The organism is Polyangium sp. 15x6 (genome assembly GCF_029960785.1).
Taxonomy (GTDB): Bacteria; Myxococcota_A; Polyangia; order Polyangiales; family Polyangiaceae; genus Polyangium.
The window spans coordinates 19,563-38,319 of the sequence record NZ_JASBQE010000038.1; the positions used below are offsets into that span (position 1 = coordinate 19,563).

Annotated in this window: 8 protein-coding genes; 6 read left to right on the forward strand and 2 right to left on the reverse strand. The window is 69.0% G+C overall.

Annotated elements, in window-relative coordinates; all coding sequences use genetic code 11:
• The first annotated feature begins 52 nt into the window (after positions 1 to 52).
• A complete protein-coding gene (locus QHF83_RS26270; RefSeq protein WP_282420686.1) occupies positions 53 to 1,762 on the forward strand; it encodes an ATP-binding protein in 1,710 nt (569 codons plus the stop codon).
• A 93-nt stretch (positions 1,763 to 1,855) separates the two neighbouring features.
• On the forward strand, positions 1,856 to 5,725 hold the full coding sequence (locus QHF83_RS26275) for a protein kinase (protein ID WP_282420687.1): 3,870 nt from the start codon (positions 1,856 to 1,858) through the stop codon (positions 5,723 to 5,725).
• Here QHF83_RS26275 and QHF83_RS26280 read toward each other — a convergent pair.
• The gene (locus tag QHF83_RS26280) at positions 5,722 to 7,926 is read right to left on the reverse strand and encodes a multiheme c-type cytochrome (protein ID WP_282420688.1); all 2,205 of its coding nucleotides are present in this window, start codon (positions 7,924 to 7,926) and stop codon (positions 5,722 to 5,724) included. The two genes, QHF83_RS26275 and QHF83_RS26280, sit on opposite strands and share 4 nt — an antisense overlap.
• A gap of 114 nt (positions 7,927 to 8,040) precedes the next feature.
• On the opposite strand from QHF83_RS26280, the gene QHF83_RS26285 reads away from it, so the two are divergent.
• The 4 genes from QHF83_RS26285 to QHF83_RS26300 all read left to right on the forward strand — a co-directional run bounded on the left by QHF83_RS26285 (position 8,041) and on the right by QHF83_RS26300 (position 14,616).
• Positions 8,041 to 9,012 (forward strand): ThuA domain-containing protein, encoded by a 972-nt coding sequence (locus tag QHF83_RS26285; protein WP_282420689.1) that lies wholly within the window; start codon positions 8,041 to 8,043, stop codon positions 9,010 to 9,012.
• Between the two features lie 473 nt (positions 9,013 to 9,485).
• Positions 9,486 to 12,590: a PAS domain S-box protein gene (locus tag QHF83_RS26290; protein WP_282420690.1), complete on the forward strand. Its 3,105-nt coding sequence runs from the start codon at positions 9,486 to 9,488 to the stop codon at positions 12,588 to 12,590.
• A gap of 64 nt (positions 12,591 to 12,654) precedes the next feature.
• Positions 12,655 to 13,809 carry a histidine kinase gene (locus QHF83_RS26295; protein ID WP_282420691.1) on the forward strand — a complete coding sequence of 385 codons (1,155 nt, stop codon included), beginning with the start codon at positions 12,655 to 12,657 and terminating at the stop codon, positions 13,807 to 13,809.
• A gap of 183 nt (positions 13,810 to 13,992) precedes the next feature.
• The gene (locus QHF83_RS26300) at positions 13,993 to 14,616 is read left to right on the forward strand and encodes a hypothetical protein (protein WP_282420692.1); all 624 of its coding nucleotides are present in this window, start codon (positions 13,993 to 13,995) and stop codon (positions 14,614 to 14,616) included.
• 11 nt (positions 14,617 to 14,627) lie between these two features.
• Here the strand turns inward: QHF83_RS26300 and QHF83_RS26305 are convergent, their stop codons facing one another.
• Positions 14,628 to 18,440, reverse strand: coding sequence for an ATP-binding protein (locus tag QHF83_RS26305; protein ID WP_282420693.1), 3,813 nt, complete (start codon positions 18,438 to 18,440; stop codon positions 14,628 to 14,630).
• Positions 18,441 to 18,757: the final 317 nt, after the last annotated feature.

The window sequence follows — 18,757 nt, forward strand, 5'->3', positions numbered from 1 at the left end:
CGAGCTGACCAGGTACACGCCGGAGGAGTCGGCGGCATCTCCGGAGCAAGGGATGTCCAACGCCGAGCAGCTTCGGACGCTCATCGAGGCCTCGCCCGATCCCATTTTCATGAAGGATGGCGAGGGCCGCTGGCTGCAGGTCAATCGCGCCGGGCTCGAAGTCTTCGGCCTCGAAGGCGTCGATTACCAGAACAAGAGCGAGGCCGAGCTCTCGGCGTTCACGCCCTTCTATCGCGAAGCCTTGCTCGTCTGCCCGGATACCGACAGCGTCGCCTGGGACGCGGGCAAGCTCTCCCGCGTCGAGGAGAACGTGCCGCGGCCCGATGGGTCGATCCGGACGTACGATGTCTACAAGGTCCCGCTCTTTTATCCGGACGGCCGGCGCCGCGGACTCGTCGTGCTCGGCCGCGACATCACGGACAGGCGGCGCGCCGAGGAAGAGCGCGATCGGCTCCTCGAAAAAGAGCAGGCCGCCCGCGCGGCCGCCGAGCGCGCCGAGCGAAGGAGCGCATTCCTCGCCGAGACGACGCGTATCCTCTCGGGCACGCTCGATTACGAGGATACGGCGACCCGGCTCGCGCATCTTTGTGTCCCGTTCGCCGCCGATTGGTGCGCCGTGTGGACCGTCGACGGCCAGGGCGGCGTGCACCTCGGCGCCCTCGCCCACGTCGATCCGGCGCGCGAGGCCCTCGCCAAACCCGGCTCCATCCGCGTCGAGCCCGATTTGCCGGGCGGCGTCTCCCACGTCGTCCGCTTCGGCCAGCCGCTGCTCTGCCCCGCGGTCCCCGACACCACGGACGCGCGTCTCGCCGCGCTCGGGACGCGGGATCCGAGCTGCGAGGCGCTCGTCCGCGCGCTCGGCCTCTCCTCGTACGTCGCCGTGCCGCTCGTCGCGCGCGGCCGCACGCTCGGCGCGATCACCCTGGCCCGCATGCCCGGCTCCTCGCCGGCCTGCGCGGCCGACCTCACGCTCGCCGAGGACCTCGGCCACCACGCGGCGCTCGCGCTCGCGAATGCGCGCCTTTACGAGGAGTCGCAGGAGGCCATCCGCGCGCGCGACGAGTTCTTGTCGATCGCCTCGCACGAGCTACGCACGCCTTGCACCTCGCTCCGGCTCGGCATCGAGGCGCTCCTCCGGCATGCGCGCGCGGGCAAGCTCGATCGAATGCCCGCGCCGCTGATCGAGCGCCTGCTCGAGACGAGCGATCGACAAAGCAAGCACCTGCTGCACCTCATCGACCGGCTGCTCGACGTCTCGCGCCTCGAAGCCGGCCACCTCGATCTGGAGCTCGAAGAGGTGGATCTCGCGGCCCTGACGCGCGAGGCGGCCGGCGAGCTGCGCGAGGAGATCGCGCGCACGGGCGGCTCGCTCGTCGTCGAGGCGGAGCGCCCGGTGCGGGGCATGTGGGATCGGGCGAGGCTGCGCCAGGTCGTGACGAACCTGCTCGGCAATGCGCTCAAGTACGGCGCCGGCAAGCCCGTCCGCGTGCGGGCCTCGGGCGACGATTCGCAGGCGTGGCTCTGCGTCGAGGATCGCGGGATCGGCATCCCCGAGGACCGGCAGGCGCACATCTTCGACCGATTCGAGCGCGCGGTCTCGTCCCGCCATTACGGCGGCCTCGGCCTCGGCCTCTACATCGTGCGCCAGATCGTCGAGGCCCACGGCGGCGCCATCTCGCTCGCGAGCCTGCCCGGCGAGGGATCGACCTTCACCGTCACGCTCCCGAAGAGCCGCGCCGCCGTGACCGCGCGCGCGTCCTGACCGATTCCGTTTTTTCAGAACGAAAAGCGGTGCGCATACCGCTCCTTTCTTGATCTTGTCGTCTTGTCCCGAGAGCGGTACATGTGCCGCGGAATGCGGCTCTCCGCGGGGGACCTGGTCGACGATAGGTTCGTGATCGAGCGGGTCGCAGGCTCCGGGGGCATGGGCACGGTCTACCGGGCGCTCGATCGACACACAGGGCTCCGGGTCGCGCTCAAGCTGGTGCACGACGAGGACGCCGAGATGGCGCGGCGCATCGATCACGAGGCGCGGAGCCTCGCCGGGCTCCGCCACCCGCACGTGGTCCGCTACGTCTCGCATGGCTCGATGGGCCTCGGCGGGCGCTGGCTCGCCATGGAATGGCTCGAAGGCGAGGACCTCGCGGCGCGCCTCACCCGCGGGCCGCTGCCGCTCGCGGATGCCATCACGCTCGGCGCGCGCGTGGCGCGGGCGCTCGAGGCCGCGCACCACCACGGCGTCATCCACCGCGACATCAAGCCGAGCAACCTGCTGCTCCTCGGCTCCTCGGTCGAGGAAGTCCGATTGATCGATTTCGGCATTGCGCAGAGGGTGACCACGTCGCGGCGGGTCACGGATTCCGGGGCGGCGATCGGCACGCCGGGGTACATGGCCCCCGAGCAGGCGCGCGGCGACCGGGCCCGGGTCGATGGTCGCGCCGATCTGTTCTCGCTCGGCGCCGTGCTGTTCGAGTGCGTGACGGGGCGGCCCGCGTTCGAGGGCACGCACGTGATGGCCTTGCTCGCGAGGCTGCTCTTCGAGGAGGCGCCGCGCCTCAAGGACCTCCGGCCCGAGGCGCCCCGCGCGCTCGACGAGCTCGTCGCGAGCCTGCTCGCCAAGGACCCGGACGAGAGGCCCCACGACGCGGGCGCCGTGGCGCGCGCCCTCGAATCGATGGACGCGGGGCGCGCCTCGCTGCGCCCGCCGCCCGGACGCGCGGATCTCGGGCACACGGAGAGGCGGCTCTTCTCCATCGTCGCGGCCCTGCCCCACGCGCCGGAGGTGGTCCCGTACGTCGAGACCGAGGAGCGGGCGCACATTCGCGTCACCGCGATCGAGCACGCCGTGCGCCCATTCGGCGCGCATGCTTCGGCGCTCGCGAACGGCGCGCTCTTCGTCACCCTCTCCGGCGAAGGAAGCGCGAGCGACCTCGCCATACGCGCCGCGCGCGCCGCCCTGGCGCTCCGTCCGCTCTTGCCCCCGAGCGCGATCGCCCTCGTCACGGGCCTCGGCGAGGCCGACGGGAGAGCCCCGATCGGCATGGTCGCCGATCGCGCCGTCGTGCTCCTGAAGGACGGCGAGCGCCATCCGCATGGCTCGGTGCTCATGGACGAGGTGACGGCGGCGCTGCTCGACGGCCGGTTCGCCGTGGCGCTCTCGTCGGGTGATTTCGTCCTCGAAGGCGAACGCGAGGCCCCGGAGGACGCGCGCACGCTCCTCGGGCGCCCGAGCCCTTACATCGGCCGCGATCGCGAGCTCCGGATGGTCGAGGAGCTCGTGCACGCGAGCTTCGAGGAGGGCAGCGCGCGGGCCGTGCTCGTGGTCGGCGCGGCGGGCATGGGGAAATCACGCCTGCGCCGCGAGATCGAAATGCGCATTGCCGCCGCCTGGCCGGACGCCATCGTCGAGATTGGCCAAGGCGACCTCCTCGGGCGGGGTTCGCCGTTCGCGGTCATCGCCGCGGCATTGCAACGCACGGCCCGCATCACGTCCGGCGAGCCCTTCGCCGTGCGCCGCCAGAAGCTCGAAGACACGTTCGGCGAGCACCTCGCGCCCGATCGGCAGAGGCACGTCCTCGAATTCCTCGGCGAGATGGTGGGCATTCCCTACCCCGACGACCAGAGCCCCAAGCTCCGGGCCGCGCGGCAGAGCGCGGCGCTCATGGCCGATCGCATTCGCGAGGCGTACCTCGACCTCCTCGCGGCCGAGCTCTCGGCCCGGCCGCGCCTCCTCGTGCTCGAGGACTTGCAATGGGGGGACGCAGCCTCGATCAAGCTCGTCGACGCCGCGCTCCGCGCCCTGGAACATCGCCCTTTCGCGGTGCTCGCGCTCGGGCGGCCCGAGGTGCGGCAGAGTTTTCCGCGGCTGTGGGAGCAACGAGAGCTGCAGGAGATTCGCCTCGGCGCGCTCGCGGGCCGCGCGGCGGCCGAGCTCGTACGGCATTACGTGGGCGAGCGCATCTCGTCCGAGGAGCTCGACCGCGTCGTCGCGCGGGCCGGCGGCAATGCGTTTTACCTGGAGGAGCTCGTGCGCGCCGTGGCCGAGGGCCGCGGCGGCGAGGTGCCCGAGACCGCGCTCGGCCTCGTCGAATCGCGCCTCGCCGCGCTCGTCCCCGAAGAACGGCGCCTCCTGCGCGTCGCCAGCGTCTTCGGCGAGGCTTTCTGGGCGGACGGCCTCGCCGCGGTCGCCGACGAACCCGTCGAATCCGTCACCACCGTGCTCGCCTCGCTCGAAGCACGCGAGCTCGCGTTCCGCCGGAAAACGAGCCGTTTTTCGGGGCGCACCGAATACGCGTTCCGGCACTCCCTCATCCAGGAGGGATCTTATGCGACGTTGACGGAGCGCGATCGCGCCCTCGCGCACGCGCGGGCCGGCGCGTGGCTCCTCTCGGCCGGGGAGAACGATCCCAAGGTCCTCGCCGAGCATTTCGGCCGCGCCGGCGACGCGGGTCGGGCCATCGGGTATTACGTGCGGGCGGCAGAGCAATCCCTCGCCGCGGGCGACACCGAGGCCGCGGTCTCGCTCGCCGACGCGGCGCTCGGGCTCGGCGCCACCGGCACGGACGCGGCCGTGCTCCGGGCCATCCAGAGCGAGGCCTGGACCTGGAGCTGCCAGTACGTCCGGGCGCACGAGGCGGCGCAGGTCGCGCTCTTCCTCGCCGAGCCCGGCAGCCTCAGCCACGCGCGCGCGCTCGGCGGCGTCATCAGCAATGGCCTCATGCTCCGCCGCTTCGACGTCATCGGCGAGGCCATGGACGACCTCCTCCGCGTCGAGCCCCATCCCGAGGCGATCCCCGCGCTCGCCTGGGCCTTCGCGATGGCCGTGAACACGCTGCTCCTCACGGGCCAGCACGGCGCGGCCGAGCTTTACCTGCGCCGCATGGAGCACTTCTCGATCGGCCTCGCGATCGAGAATCCTTCGGTCATGGCGTGGCTCGCGCACGCGCAAGGGTACTGGGCGCACCACGTCGAGCAGGACTTGTGGAACGCGCTCGAACTCCACCGCCTGAGCGTGATCGGCTTCCGCGAGGCCGGCGATCTGCGCTACTTTCCCAACGCCGAGATGCACGTGGGCTCGATTCTCCTCGCGCTCGGCGCATTCGAGGAGGCGAGAGCGATCGTCGAGCGCGCGCTCGCCGCGTCGTCGCCCGGGAGCCAAGCGACCTTGATGGGCCGGTGCGTGCTCGCGTGGATCGCCCTCGATCAGGGCGCGCTCGCGGAGGGCATTCGCCTCGGCGAGGCCGTGGTGAACGAGGCGGACGCGCTCGACGAGGGCGTGATGGGCCTGCATGCGCGCCTTTCGATCCTCGAAGCGCGCGTCGCGGGCGGGGATCTCGACGGCGTCGAGGCGGCGCTCGCGGCGTACGAGCCGGCCGTGAAGGGCATACCCGTCGCGGAGCTCTGGCACGCGAACGTCCGCGCCGCGGTACGCCTGGCCGCAGAAAGGGCCGACGAGGCGCGGGGCCTCTGCGTGGAGGCGCTTTCGCGCGGCGAGGTGCCCGAGGGGATGGATCACCGCCGGCGCGTCGCGCTCGCGGTCGTCCTGGCGCAGGCGCTCGACACGCTCGGGCGGCGGGACGAGGCCCGCGCCTTGCTCCTCCGCATGCGACGAGAGACCGAGGCGCGGGCCGAGAAGATCGCCGATCGGGGGCTCCGCGAGAGTTATCTTTTCCGCGTGCCGGTGCATGCGCGGATGTGGGCGCTGCTCGAATCTTTGCCCGCCTAACGCCGCATTCGAAGCGGATGCACGTGCACCGGGCTCCGCTCGAGCGCGCATCCAGGCACGTCGCGGCTGCATTTCGCCTTCACCCGCGGGATCACGTCCGCGGGCCGCACCTTCTGCCACGCCTCCCACGCCGCCGAGACCTCGGCCTCGGGCGCCGACAGCGCCGACAGCGAGAGCGCCTGCACGCGCAAAAGATCGTGATCCCGCGGCTGGACCACGAGCCCTCGCCGCGCCGCCGAAAGCGCGCCCCGCGCATCGGCCGCGCTCCCCCGCGCGACGGCGAGCATCACCCACGCCGCGTCGTCGCCCGGCGCGCGCTCGGCCGCCTCGGCGAGCGGCGGCGCCGCCTTCTCGAATCGCCACACCTGCGAGAGCGCCTCGCCGCGCAGATACGGAATCGCCGGGTGATCCGGCGCGAGCGGCGTGAGCTTGTCGAGCCAAACCATCGCCTCGTCCACGCGCCCTTGCCGGCTCGCGAGCAAGGCGAGCGCCGCCATCACCACCGCCTTCGGCCTCGCCTCGCCCGCGGCCTCTGCCTCCGCGAGCGCCGCGACCAGGCTCGGCCCGGCCTCGTCACGCCGCTCCTGGAGCGCCCCGATCATCCCGAGCCCGTGATCGTGAAGCCTCCGCCACGTCGGCTTGCCCGCCTTCTCCGGCTTCCGCCCGGCCGATCCCGGCCCGATCCATGCTTCGGTCTCGGCCACCTTCGTCACGGGCTCGGGCGTGCAGCCGTCGAGATCGAATCCCGCGCCGCGAAACGCCTTCCCGCGCTGGCTCTTCGACGCCTCGCACGCCGCGTGAAACACCGGCAAGCTGCGCGTCCGGTGCCGCAATCGCGCGATCACCCGGAGCGGGAACGCCACGCCGGCGGGTGTCTCGAGCCCGTATTCGACGACCTGCGCGCCCCGCGGCGGGATCGTGTGATTGAAGACCGGCGCCCGAAATTGCTCCGTCTGCCGTTCGAGCCGCGGTTTTCCATCGTCGCCGACCTGCAATGCGCGCAGCCGATGCGCCGTCGGATCGTCGCCCGTCGCCTCGTGGTCGAGCCCCGCTTCGGCCACGAGCGCGCCGCTCGCGTCGCGCACCTCGACCTCGACCCACGCATCCGCCGCGTCCATCGTCCCGCCCGGGAACCTGTGCCCCACACGCTCATTGCGCAGCGTCACCGCGAGCACGACCCGCTCGCCCGCCGCGAGGGGCGCCCCGTCGGCGGGCAACGTCCGATGCCCATCCGCGCCGATGACGGCGGCGATATCGATGGAGACGGATCCTTCGAGGAAAGCGCGCGTCTTCGCGAGGACGTCCGGATCCCTTCGCATCGCCGCGAGCCACGTATGCCCGCCGAGAAATGCGTGCGACGCGATCTTCCCGTCCTTCGCCACAGGATCGCCCCTGTCGGCGCGGATCCGCGGCATGTGGCAGCCCCGGCAATCCTGCTCGGGCACCTCCTCGTCGAGCACGTGCACGCGCGAGCCGGCGAACACCGATTGTTGCCACGGCGTCATGTCGTCCTGCCCGATGAGGTGATGCGCGTTTCCAGTCCCCTCGTTCAAGAAGGCCCGATGGCAGCTCGCGCAGAGCGCTGTCGTCCGAAGCGCGGGGCTCGCGGCGCGGGCTTTATGCGCCGCGATGCTCCTCGGATCGCTCTGCGTGGGCATGGGGAACGGCTCGGCGGTGAGCGTATAACTCCCGTTTCCGTCGATGCGCGCCTCCTCGATGCCGTGGCACGTGCGGCACCCGATCCCGGCGTGGGCGCGGGTATCCGAGGGCTCGACGGCCTTGTCCATGGCGCCGTCGACGAGGAGGGAGATGTCGTGACAACCGCCGCAGAACTTGCTCTTCGCGTGGTCGACGTCGGCGCGGAACCGATCGACGGCGGCCCGGTAAACCGGGTTGTTGAACGAGGCGAACGCATGCGCGCTGCCGCGGAAGGCCGCGGCGACGTCGGCGTGGCACCCCTCGCACTCGCTGCCATCCGCGAGCTCCTTGCCGCGGTGTTTTCCTTTCAGGACGGTCTCGGCCGGAGCGAGGTCGAGCTTGGATTGAGGCAAGGTGGCGAAGGTGCGGTCGCGGGCGGGATCGTCCGCGGGGGCGGCGGTCTTCGGGGGCGGATCGGGGGTGCCGCTGGAAGGAGCGCAGGAAATCGCCAGGGCGAGCGACGAGAGGAGGACGGTGCCGAGGACGGCGCTCTTCCTGCGCATGGGAGGCATGCTCGCCGAGTTTTCGCGCGGGGGCAAGAGAGCAGGGGGCGGAAGGTGCGAGCCCCCCACGTATCGGGATTGCGCGCCGTACCTATCACCGATTATACTGGCGGAATGCAACGTTCTTATGCTCTCCAGCTCGCCACCGTCATTTTCGTGCTCGCCTCTGGCTGCGGACAAGGCAGCGGTACTTCGACCGGCGGATCCGGCGCCGGCTCGAGCTCGACCGGTTCGGGACAAGGCGGCGCGGGACAAGGCGGCGCAGGACAAGGCGGCGAGAACGTCGGGGGAGCTTTCGTCGGAAGTGGCGGCGCGGGGAATGGCACGGGGGGTGGTGGTGCCGGCGGGCCCGAGGTTTGCGACGGCATCGACAACGACAACGACGGGACGATCGACAACGTCGACGTGGGCAACGACGGCATCTGCGATTGTCTGCGCATCGCGACGCTCGGGCTGGCCGGCGTCTGGGGCAATGGCGACGTGTTCGCCACGTGGCTCGACACCCGGAGCGACAACGGGGCCGTCTCCCTGAACGATCAGGTGCTCACGAAGGACCTGCTCGACAAATATCAGGTCATCGTGGCGCAGAATTTGAGCGAGCTCGGCCGGACGTATTCGACCGCCGAGGTCGAGGCCTTGAGCGAGTGGGTCAAGGCAGGAGGCGGCTTCATGACGCTCATCGGGTATGCCGACCCCGCCGAGCGGACGAACGTGAATACGTTGCTCGGAGCCTTCGGCATGAGCTATGGCGCGCAGCAAATTCTCCCGAAGAACGGCGGAGCGACCATCCCCGTCACGAACTGGGTGACCCATCCCGTGACGAACGGCGTGACGAGGATCGGCGTCGACAATGGGTATCCGGTCGAGGGGACGGGGCAGACGCTCGCCACGGAGCAAGGGCACGACTTGCTCAAGGCCCAGGAAGTGGGTAGCGGTCACGTGCTCATGTGGGGCGACGAGTGGATCACGTACGACAGTGAGTGGACGGAGCACCCGGAATACCAGCTCGAGCTGTTCTGGCTGAATGCGATCAAGTGGTTGACGCCCGCGAAAAACTGTCAGGTGACCATTCCAACGCCGAAATGACGTCGGTCCTGGGCGTCATCGCTCCTCCCCGAGCCGCCTCGCCTGCTCCGTTGCCTGCCAAGCGAGCGGGATCGTCCTCCCCAGCGTCGAATTCCAGAGCGACCTGAACCGTCGCGCCGTCGCCCGCGAGCGAATCTGCGCCCGAGAAGCGGGCAAATCGACGATACGACAACGACCGACGTGCTACGACATACCGTACCGGTCATGTCGAAGCGACCCCAGAACCTCCGTACGAGACACGAGCGGCCTGCGGTGCTCGAGCGCCGGTCTCCAGGGGTCCGGATCGGTCACGCTGAGGAGACAGGCGAGTTCTGCGTGTCGTTCGGGCGGCAGCGATCGTCGCATCGCTGCCCCGCGGACGACAGCCGTGTTCCAGACTAGCTGGAGCCGCAGTTCATTGGGGGGAGGCGATGTGCACGAAGGACGACACCGAATCTCGCAGACGGCTCATCGCTTCGTACCAGAAAGCGTCGATGGCATTCGGGGGGGCCGTGCTCGTGATCGCGGTGTCCGTGATCGTGGGCTGGGTCTTCGACGTGGAGGTGCTGAAGCGCATCGTCATGCGCTACCCGTCGATGAAGGTGAACACGGCGGCTTCGTTCGCGTCGATGGGGCTCGCCCTCCTCCTGCTCCATGCCAAAGAAAGGGCCGGCGTTCGCTCGAAAGAGAAAACCATCCTCCTCTTGTTCTGCGGGGGCTTCGTGCTCTGCTTGGCCGGCGCGACGCTCGCACAGTACCTGTGGGCGGTCGATCTTCGTATCGACGAGGCGCTCGTCGTCGATCGGGACTCCACCCATTTCCCGAACCCGCCGGGGCGAATGGCCCCGATCACGGCGCTGCGATTCGTTTTGCTGGGCCTGGCGCTCATCGCCATGCAGGTCTCCAAGCGCTGGAGCTGGCTGTGGCAAATCCCCGTGCTCCCGTGCCTGTTCCTCTCCATGCTGGGCCTGCTGATATATCTCTATGACGCCCGCGCAATGGCCAGTTTTTTTCGCCACTCCTCCGTGGCCATTCACACCGAATTCGCGTTCACGCTGCTCTCGCTTGGCCTGCTCTTCGCCCGACCGCGCGTCGGCGTCATGTCCGTTTTCGTGAGCGGCAAGTCCGGGGGCCTCCTGGCAAAACGACTCCTGCCAGCGTCCATCCTGACGCTGGTGATGCTCGGCCTCCTCGTTCAATTCGGGGGTACCCGGGAGATCTTCGATCTGAGCTTCTCGCTCGCGGTCGTCGTCGCGTTCGGAACGACGATCCTGTCCGCCATCATATGGCGGACCTCGGAGAAGCTCAATCGACTGGACGACGCGCGGGAGAAGGCCGCCTATCACCTGAAGCTCATGATCGACCACGCCTCCGGGGCCGTCGCGATGTTCGATCGGGACATGAGGTACCTCTGGGTGAGCCGTCGATGGATCTCCGACTTTCGCCTGGAGAAGGTGGAATGCGTCGGCAAGACTCATTACGAGGTCTTCCCCGAGATACCAGACCACTGGAAAGAGGTGCACCGTCGCTGTCTCGCCGGCGCGGTCGAGCGCTGCGAAGAGGATCGTTTCGAGCGAGCCAATGGCACCATCACGTGGATCCGGTGGGAGGTTCGCCCCTGGCACGAGGACGGCGACGTGATCGGCGGAATTCTGATGTTCGTCGAGGACATCACGCAGAGGAAGCTCGCGGAAGAGGCGCTGAAAGAGGCCAACGCCGAGCTCGAGAGGCGGGTCGAGCAGCGCACGCAGCAGGTGGCTCTTCAAGCGGAGATCCTGCACAACATGGCCGAAGGAACGTGCCTCGTGAAGGCCTCCGATGGATCGATCGTCCACACCAATCCGAAATTCGAAGCCATGTTCGGATATGCTCACGGAGAGCTCATCGGGAGGCACGTCTCGATCCTGAATTTCGAGGACGTCCCCGGAGACTCGCAGGAGGCCGCGCGCCGGCTCGTGTCGATCATTCTCGCGCAAACCGTCGTGACCTACGAAATCCAGAATGTTCGGAAGGACGGAACGCCGTTCTGGTGTCGGGCCACGGCGTCGCAGTTCCACCACCCCGAGCACGGGCTCGTCCTCGTCGCGGTGCACGAGGATATCACCGCAAAGAGAACGAGCGAGGAGGCTCTTCGACGCAGCGAGCAGAGGTATCGTGATCTCGTCGAGCTCGCCGCCGACGGGATCTTCGTCGCCGACACGGCGGGGCGCTGCATCGACGTGAATGGCGCAGGGTGCGGGATGCTCGGTTTCTCCAGGGACGAGCTCGTCGGGACGGCGCTCCTCGACATGATTCCGCCCGACGCCACGTCGCGTTTCGAGGCAGCCACGCAGCGCCTCTCGGAGCCTGGAACCGTCGACGTCGCCGAATGGGAGCTGCGGAAGAAAGACGGCAGTTACCTGCCGGTCGAGGTCAGCGCGAAATTCTCTCCCGACGGGAGGCTCTTGAGCTTCGTTCGCGACATCAGCGGACGAAAACGGGCGGAGCGCGCGCGTGAGGTCGCCGAGAGGCGCTATCGAAGCCTCGTGGAGAGCGCGCACGACGCGATCGTGGTGGTCGACGCTCGGGGGCGCATCAAGCTCGTGAACAAGCAGATCGAGTCCCTGTTCGGTTACGAGCCCGGAGAGATGATCGATCGGCCGGTGGAGATGTTGCTCCCCGAGCGGTACCGGGAACGGCACGTCGGTCACAGGACCGAATACGTCGCGTCCCCTCACGCTCGTCCGATGGGCGCGGGCCTCGATCTTTACGCGGCACGAAGAGACGGCAGCGAGTTTCCCATCGACGTTTCCCTGAGCCCGGTGATCGTCGACGGCGAGCTGCAGGTCACCGCGATCATCCGCGACGTCACGGCGCGAAAGAACATCGAAATGCAGCTCCGCGAAGCGATTCGAACGCGGGAGGACGTCGTCGCCATCGTGTCGCACGATCTGAAGAATCCGCTCTCGGCCATCCTCATGAACGCGCGTTTGCTGAAGAAACTACGCACCATCGATCCGGACGTGAAGGCACGGCTACCGAAGATAGCGGACAGCGTCGACCGCTCGGCCATGGTCATGCAACGGTTGATCATGAGCATCCTGGACTTCGCCAAGATCCAGTCGGGGACCTTCACCGTCGAGCCCGACGTCCACGATGTTCGGGCGATCATCGACATCTGCTGCGAGTCCATCGAAGCCCTCAGCGCGGCGAGATCGATTCACGTCGTGCAGGAGCTCGAGCCCGACCTCCCGCGAATCCTCGCGGATCACGATCGGATCTTGCAGGTCTTCTCGAATCTCCTGGGCAATGCGATCAAGTTCACGCCGGAGGGGGGGATCGTCACGGTCCACGCCCGTCATTCGGGGCGCTACATCGAGGTCTGCGTCTCGGATACCGGCCCTGGCATCCCCGAAGCGCAGATGCCCCACCTCTTCGAGCGTTACTGGCAGGCCAAGGAGACCGCGAGGCTCGGGTCAGGGTTGGGCCTGGCGATCGCCAAGGGCATCGTCGAGGCGCATGGCGGGAGGATCTGGGTCGAGAGCGAGCCTGGACATGGCAGCGCGTTCCATTTCACCGTGCCGACGGCCGAGTCTGCAAGATTGAGCGCCAGCGCTTGAGCCGTTTCGCTGGGCCTCGGTCTTTCGCCTTCCGGGCGCGCGGGCATCCGTCTACTCTCCCGTCATGCGCGAGCCCGACAACGTGGTGAGCACCTCCCCGCTCTACACCCAATTCTTCGGCTGGAGACGCTGGGCCGTCGGCACCGCCGTCGTCTTCGGCGTCATGGTCCTCCAGATCCTCCCCTCCGCCGTCAGCCGCCAGCCCGCCAGCGACATCGCCCTCCGCATTACCTTCCTCCTCGTCACCGTCCCTCTCCTCATGTTTGCCCTCTCCGCCAGCTTCCATTGGGCCACGCGGAGACGACTCGCCTCGGGGCGAACCCTCCTCGTCAGCCTCCTCGTCGCCGCCGTCGTCGGCGCGACGTCCACCTTGGCCATCGTCTGCGTGGCCCTGAGCTTCCCGAGCCTCGGCATGCAGCCCGAGCGCAGGGCCCCCTACAGCATCCTCGCGGCCTTCGGTGTTATCTATGGCCTCATCATGTGCGCCGTCTGGGCCCTCGCGTTCGTGTATCCTTTCGCGGCCGAGGACGCGCGCCTCCGCGCCCTCGAAACCGAAAAGCTCAAGCTCGAGGCCGAACAGCTCCGCGCGGCGGCCGAGCTCGCGCATCTCCGCGCCCAGCTCGAGCCCCATTTCCTCCTGAACACCCTCAACGCCATCGCCGGCCTCGTCACGCAGGATCCCCGCGAAGCCCGCCGCCTCCTCGCTTGCCTCGGGGATCTCCTCCGCGACGCCCTCCACGACGTCGACGAAATGCAAACGCTCGACGAGGAGATCGCGTGGCTCCGCCGTTATGCCGACATCCTCGAATCGCGCCACGCCGGCTCCCTCCGCTTCCAGTGGAACATCGAGAGCCCCGCCGAGGACGTCCTCCTCCCGCGACTCCTCCTCCAGCCGCTCGTCGAAAATGCCGTCAAGCACGGGGCCCTGCGGAGACGCGGCGGCGGCGGCACCGTGCTCGTCCGCGCCTCCGTGACTCCCGCCGAAAACCAGGCCGCCGCACGCCTCGTCTGCACGATCGAGGACAACGGCCCCGGCGTCCCCGAGGCGCCCCCGCGCTCCGGCGCGTTCGGCCTGCACGCGGTCCGGAGGCGCCTCGCGCTCAAATACGAGGGCGCCGCCTTGCGGCTCGAATCCTCCCCCGATGGAACCCGATCCATCGTCGAGCTCCCGTGCATTCCGGCGGAAAAGCAGCCCGGCCCGAGACCCACCTCGAGGTGACGTGATGAAATGACCTCTCCGGCTGGCCTCCGGGCCGCCGCGCCTCGTCGCCCCCAGGGCGCCTCTCGTCGGCGGGATTCCACGGCTCGTCGGATGAGCGTCGCTGGGGTCGCGCTCACCTCCATTCTTGGGACGAGCTTCCTTTCCGCATCCCGGAACGAACGGCCCGATGGAGGTGTTCCCATGACTCGACTTCGATTTGCGCAAATCGCGTCCGCGCTGCTCGGCTTCTTCGCGCTCTTGCCTGCGGCTTCGGCCCGTGACAAGGGCCATCGGTTCGTCGCGACGGTCCACGGCGGCGCCGGGACCGAGGCCGGGGTCGGCGGCACGCTGGAGCTCCGGCTCCTCGACGCCATCTGCCTGGGCGGCACGTTCGATTATGGCGTCAATTATGCGGGCACCTACGGCACGTATCGGTACCTCGGGCCGGCCGTGCACGGGAGCTGGTCCATCAAGTTCGCGGACATCTTCGAGCTCCGGCCCTTCTTCGGCGCGCGTTTCCCGCTCGATCTCCAGACGGTGAACGTGCCCGATTACAAGATCGTCGACAACCACGACGTCGCGTTCACCACCGGGCTCCGCACGGCGTTCATCCTCGACTTCTTCGTGATTGGCCTCCAGTTCGATTTCACGCCCCACGGGGTCACCTGGGAGCAGACCTCGACGGGAAAGCGGCTGGAAGAAGACGAATACTTCTTCCGCGGCTCGTTCGTCCTCGGCGTCGCGTTCGGGCCGGACAAGAAGGAAGGACAGGACGCGCGAGGGAGCGCGCAGACGAAGCGAAGCCGGTTCTGGACGGCATTCTAGCCGCTTTTTGGCTACTCCGCCTCCCCCTCCTGCCCGAACAGCTCCTCGAAAAGCCTCGCCAGCCGGTCGAACTGCACCGGCTTCACCAGATGCGCGTCGAACCCTGCCTCGCGCGAGAGCGACCGATCCGACTCCTGCCCATATCCCGTCACCGCGATCAACCGCAACCTCGTGAGCTCCGGCCGCTCCCGCAATCGATGCGCCAGCTCGTACCCATCCATCACCGGCAACCCGATATCGAGCAGCGCAATGTCCGGCCGAAACTTCTCCGCCACCCGCAAGGCCGACGGCCCATCCGACGCCACCCGCGTCTGATGCCCCAAGCTCCCCAGCGACTCCGCCAATAGCGCCGCCGCATCCTCGTTGTCGTCCACCACCAGAATTCGATGCCCGTCCCCGGCTCCGGCCTTCATCGGCGCCCTCACCCGCGCGCTCGTCGCCTCCACCTCCGCGAGCCCCGCCGCCCCCGGTAGCCGCACCGTGAATTCGCTCCCCCTCCCCTTCCCTTCGCTCCGCGCCGACACCGTCCCCCCGTGCATCGTCACCAGATTCCGCACGATTGCCAGACCGAGCCCGAGTCCCCCCTGCGCCCGATCGAGCGCCTGCCTGTCCTGCACGAAGAAATCGAACACCGTCGGCAGCACGTCCGGGTCGATCCCGATTCCATTGTCGCGCACCCGGATCTCCACGTCGCGCCCCCACCGCTCTGCTTCCACCGCGATCTGCCCGCCCGACTCCGTGTACTTCGCGGCATTCGTCAGCAGATTCGACATCACCTGCGCGAGGCGCGTCCCATCCCCGTCCACCACGAGACCCCGCGACGGCACCTCGACCGTCAGGTGGTGCCGCCTCTGCTCGAGGAGCGGGCTCGCCATCTCGATCGCCTTCGCCACCACCTCCGCGATCTCGATCCGCTCCATCTTCAGCTCCACCTTGCCCCGCGTGATGCGCGAGACGTCCAGGAGATCGTCCACGAGCTGCGCCAGGTGCTTCACCTGCCGCTCGATCACCGCTCGCTCCCGCGCGGCCGCGTCGCCGGCGCGCATCCGCATCAAGTGCAGCGCCGTCGTGATCGGCGCGAGCGGATTGCGCAGCTCGTGCCCCAGCATCGCCAAAAACTCGTCCTTCGAACGGTTCGCCGACTCCGCCTGCCGCCGCGCCTCCTGCTCTCGCACGAGCAGCTCTCCCCGCTCCTTCATCGCCTCTTCCAGGCGCTTGCGGGCTCGCACTCGCTCCGTCACGTCGACGGCCACGCACAAGAGCCCGTCCGGCTCCCCGAACGCGCCGCGCACCGGGCACAGGTTGAAGCTGAAGTACGACTCCTCCACGTGGCCGCTGCCGCGATTGATGTCGAGCCGTTGCTCGTCCGTCACGTACGGCGTACCGGTCGTGTAGACCCGAGCGATGGTGTCCATGATCTCGTGATCCGCGAGCTCGGGAAACACCTCGACGTACGCCCGACCCACCAGGTGCTCCTTGCCCACCATCGCCTCGTAGCGCGGATTCGCCAGCTCGAAGACGTACCGCGGCCCGCGCAGCGACGCGATCGCCACCGGCGCTTGCATGAAGAGCGCTTGCATCTTCGCCCGCTCGCGCACCGCGCTCATCCGCAGCTCCGCGAGCTGCAGATGGACCGCGACCCGCGCCACGAGCTCGCGCGCCGAGAACGGCTTCGGCAGGTAATCGTCCGCGCCCGCCTGGAGCCCCTCGACGCGTGATTCTTCGCCCGCGCGCGCCGAGAGCATGATCACCGGCACGTCGCAGAGCGCCGCGTCGTCGCGCAGCGCGCGCAACAGCCCGAAGCCGTCGAGGTTCGGCATCATCACGTCCGTGAGCACGAGGTCCGGCCGCGACGCGCGCGCGGCCTCGAGCGCCGCCGCGCCGTCCGCGACCGCCTCCACCTTCCAGTGCTCGCCGAGGATGCGCCCGACGTACGCGCGCATGTCCGCGTTGTCGTCCACGAGCAGAATGCGCGCATTCGGTTTCGGAGCGAGCGCGCCGATCGAAGGCTCCGGCAGGAAACACTGCGAGCTCGGCGCCTCGTCGACACCTCCCGCGTCCGCGCCCGGCAGCCACCGCAGCGCCTCTTCCACGTACGGCGCCACCGCGCCGGACCGGCTCGAGGCCGGCGCGGGCTCGGCGCGCACGCGATCGGCGGGCAGGTGCGCCGCGCCGAGCGGGATCACCACCAAAAACCTCGTACCCTTGCCGAGCTCGCTCGCGACCTGGATGCGCCCTCCGTGCAGCCGCACGAGCTCCTGCACCAGCGCGAGCCCGATACCCGAGCCCTCGTGCGTGCGCGCTCGCGCGCCCTGGATGCGGTGGAACCGATCGAAGAGGCGCGGCAGCTCCTCCTCGGCGATGCCCGTGCCCGTGTCCTCGACCGTGAGCTCCACGTGGCTCGTCGCCGCCCGCAGCGCCACGCGCACCTTCCCCTCGAACGTGAACTTGAGCGCGTTCGAGAGCAGATTCAGCACGATCTTCTCCCACATGTCGCGGTCGACGAAGACCGGCTCGGAGAGCGCCGGACAATCGACCTCGAACGCGAGCTCTGCGCGTTCGAAGGCCGAACGAAACGCGCTCGTGAGATCGATCGTCAGCGCCGCGAGATCGGTCGGCTCGTAGGCGGCGTGCACGCGACCGGCCTCGATCCGCGAGAAATCGAGCAGCGCGTTCACGAGCTTCGCGAGCCGCATCGTGCTCCGATGCACCCACCGCAGGGCCTCGCCGCCGAGCGTCCCCGCGCCCGAGGCGAGCGCGTCCTCGACCGGCCCGAGGATCAACGTGAGCGGCGTGCGCAGCTCGTGGCTCGCGTTGCTGAAAAAGGTCGTCTTCGCGCGATCGATCGCGGCGAGCGCCTCGGCGTGCGCGCGCGCCTCCTCGTGGGCGCGGGCGTTGCCGATCGTCGTGACGACCTGATCGGCCGAGAGCCGGAAGAGACCGCAGTACCGATCGTCGAGCAGGCGATGCGGGCTCACGCCCGCCACGAGAAAGCCATACGGCTCGGGTTGCCCGGTGCGCACGAGAGGCAGAACGATCGCGCGCGCCGGCGGGCTGCCCCAGCGGCTGCCGGGAAGCGCGCCGAACCTTCCGGCGAGGTCGTCCACGACGACCTCGCGCCCCGCGCGCGCCGCTTCGGCGAGCGGCCACGCGGCTCGCGAAGTATCGCCCCGGATCGGCACGCTCGCGGGTTTGCCCGGGCCCTCGTATCGGGCGAGCCCGCTCTCGCCGACGAGCCGCGCTTCGCCTTCGCGCCCGTCGGCCAGGTAGAGCAACGTGAACGGCAGATCCGCCTCGTTCGTCGCGAAGATCTCGGCGGCCGTGCGGCATGCCACCTCGGCCGATTTCGCGTCCGCGGCGCGCGCCGCGAGATCGCGCAGCATGCGGAGCTGCCGGTTGTCCTGGATCTGCTCGGTCGTCTCCTGCACCGTGTTGAGCACGCCGCCCACGCGCCCGTCGTCGTCGGGGACGGGGCTGTAGGAGAACGTGAAGTACGTCTCCTCGACGAACCCGCGCCGCTGCATCCAGAGCAGAAGATGTCTGTGCCAGGTCGCGGGCCCGCCCGTGAGCACGCTTTGCGCCATCGGACCCGCGACGTCCCAGACCTCGGCCCAGACCTCGGACCCGGGGGCCCCCAGCGCGGGGTGCTTGTTGCCCAGGATAGGCCGGAAGGCGTCGTTATAGACCGCCTGGATGAGCTCCGGCCCCCACCAGACCACCATCGGAAAGCGCGTGTTGAGCACGACGCCGGCCATCGTCCTCAGGCTCGTCGGCCAGCCCGAGACCGGACCGAGCGACGTCCGCGACCAATCGAACGAGCGCATCAGGGCGCCCATCTCCCCGCCACCGGCGAGGCAGCGCTCGACCGCTGAGTCCTGGACACCACCGGGAGCCATCAATCCAGCTTTAATGGACGTACACACACGATGCTAGGGCGGAAAAACGAACTGTTCTGGACGATTTATCGAGTTTTCCCGAGAATTCGTACGGTCCCGTCCGGGTCGATCTCGCATGCCTTGATGTTCACGTTCTCGGCGCTGTTTGCCGCCCTCGTTTTTGGGGACACGCGCGCCGCGTCCGCGTGCAAGGGTTTGGCGCGGATATACGGCGCCGCGACGGGGTCCTCCTGCCGGCGCTCCTC

Excerpts from the sequence above, each read along its gene's own strand:
- QHF83_RS26270 (WP_282420686.1), top strand. The coding sequence starts at position 53 with ATGTCCAACGCCGAGCAGCTTCGGACGCTCATCGAGGCCTCGCCCGAT.
- QHF83_RS26275 (WP_282420687.1), top strand. The coding sequence starts at position 1,856 with ATGCGGCTCTCCGCGGGGGACCTGGTCGACGATAGGTTCGTGATCGAG.
- QHF83_RS26280 (WP_282420688.1), bottom strand. The coding sequence starts at position 7,926 with ATGCGCAGGAAGAGCGCCGTCCTCGGCACCGTCCTCCTCTCGTCGCTC.
- QHF83_RS26285 (WP_282420689.1), top strand. The coding sequence starts at position 8,041 with ATGCAACGTTCTTATGCTCTCCAGCTCGCCACCGTCATTTTCGTGCTC.
- QHF83_RS26290 (WP_282420690.1), top strand. The coding sequence starts at position 9,486 with ATGGCATTCGGGGGGGCCGTGCTCGTGATCGCGGTGTCCGTGATCGTG.
- QHF83_RS26295 (WP_282420691.1), top strand. The coding sequence starts at position 12,655 with ATGCGCGAGCCCGACAACGTGGTGAGCACCTCCCCGCTCTACACCCAA.
- QHF83_RS26300 (WP_282420692.1), top strand. The coding sequence starts at position 13,993 with ATGACTCGACTTCGATTTGCGCAAATCGCGTCCGCGCTGCTCGGCTTC.
- QHF83_RS26305 (WP_282420693.1), bottom strand. The coding sequence starts at position 18,440 with ATGCGCTCGTTCGATTGGTCGCGGACGTCGCTCGGTCCGGTCTCGGGC.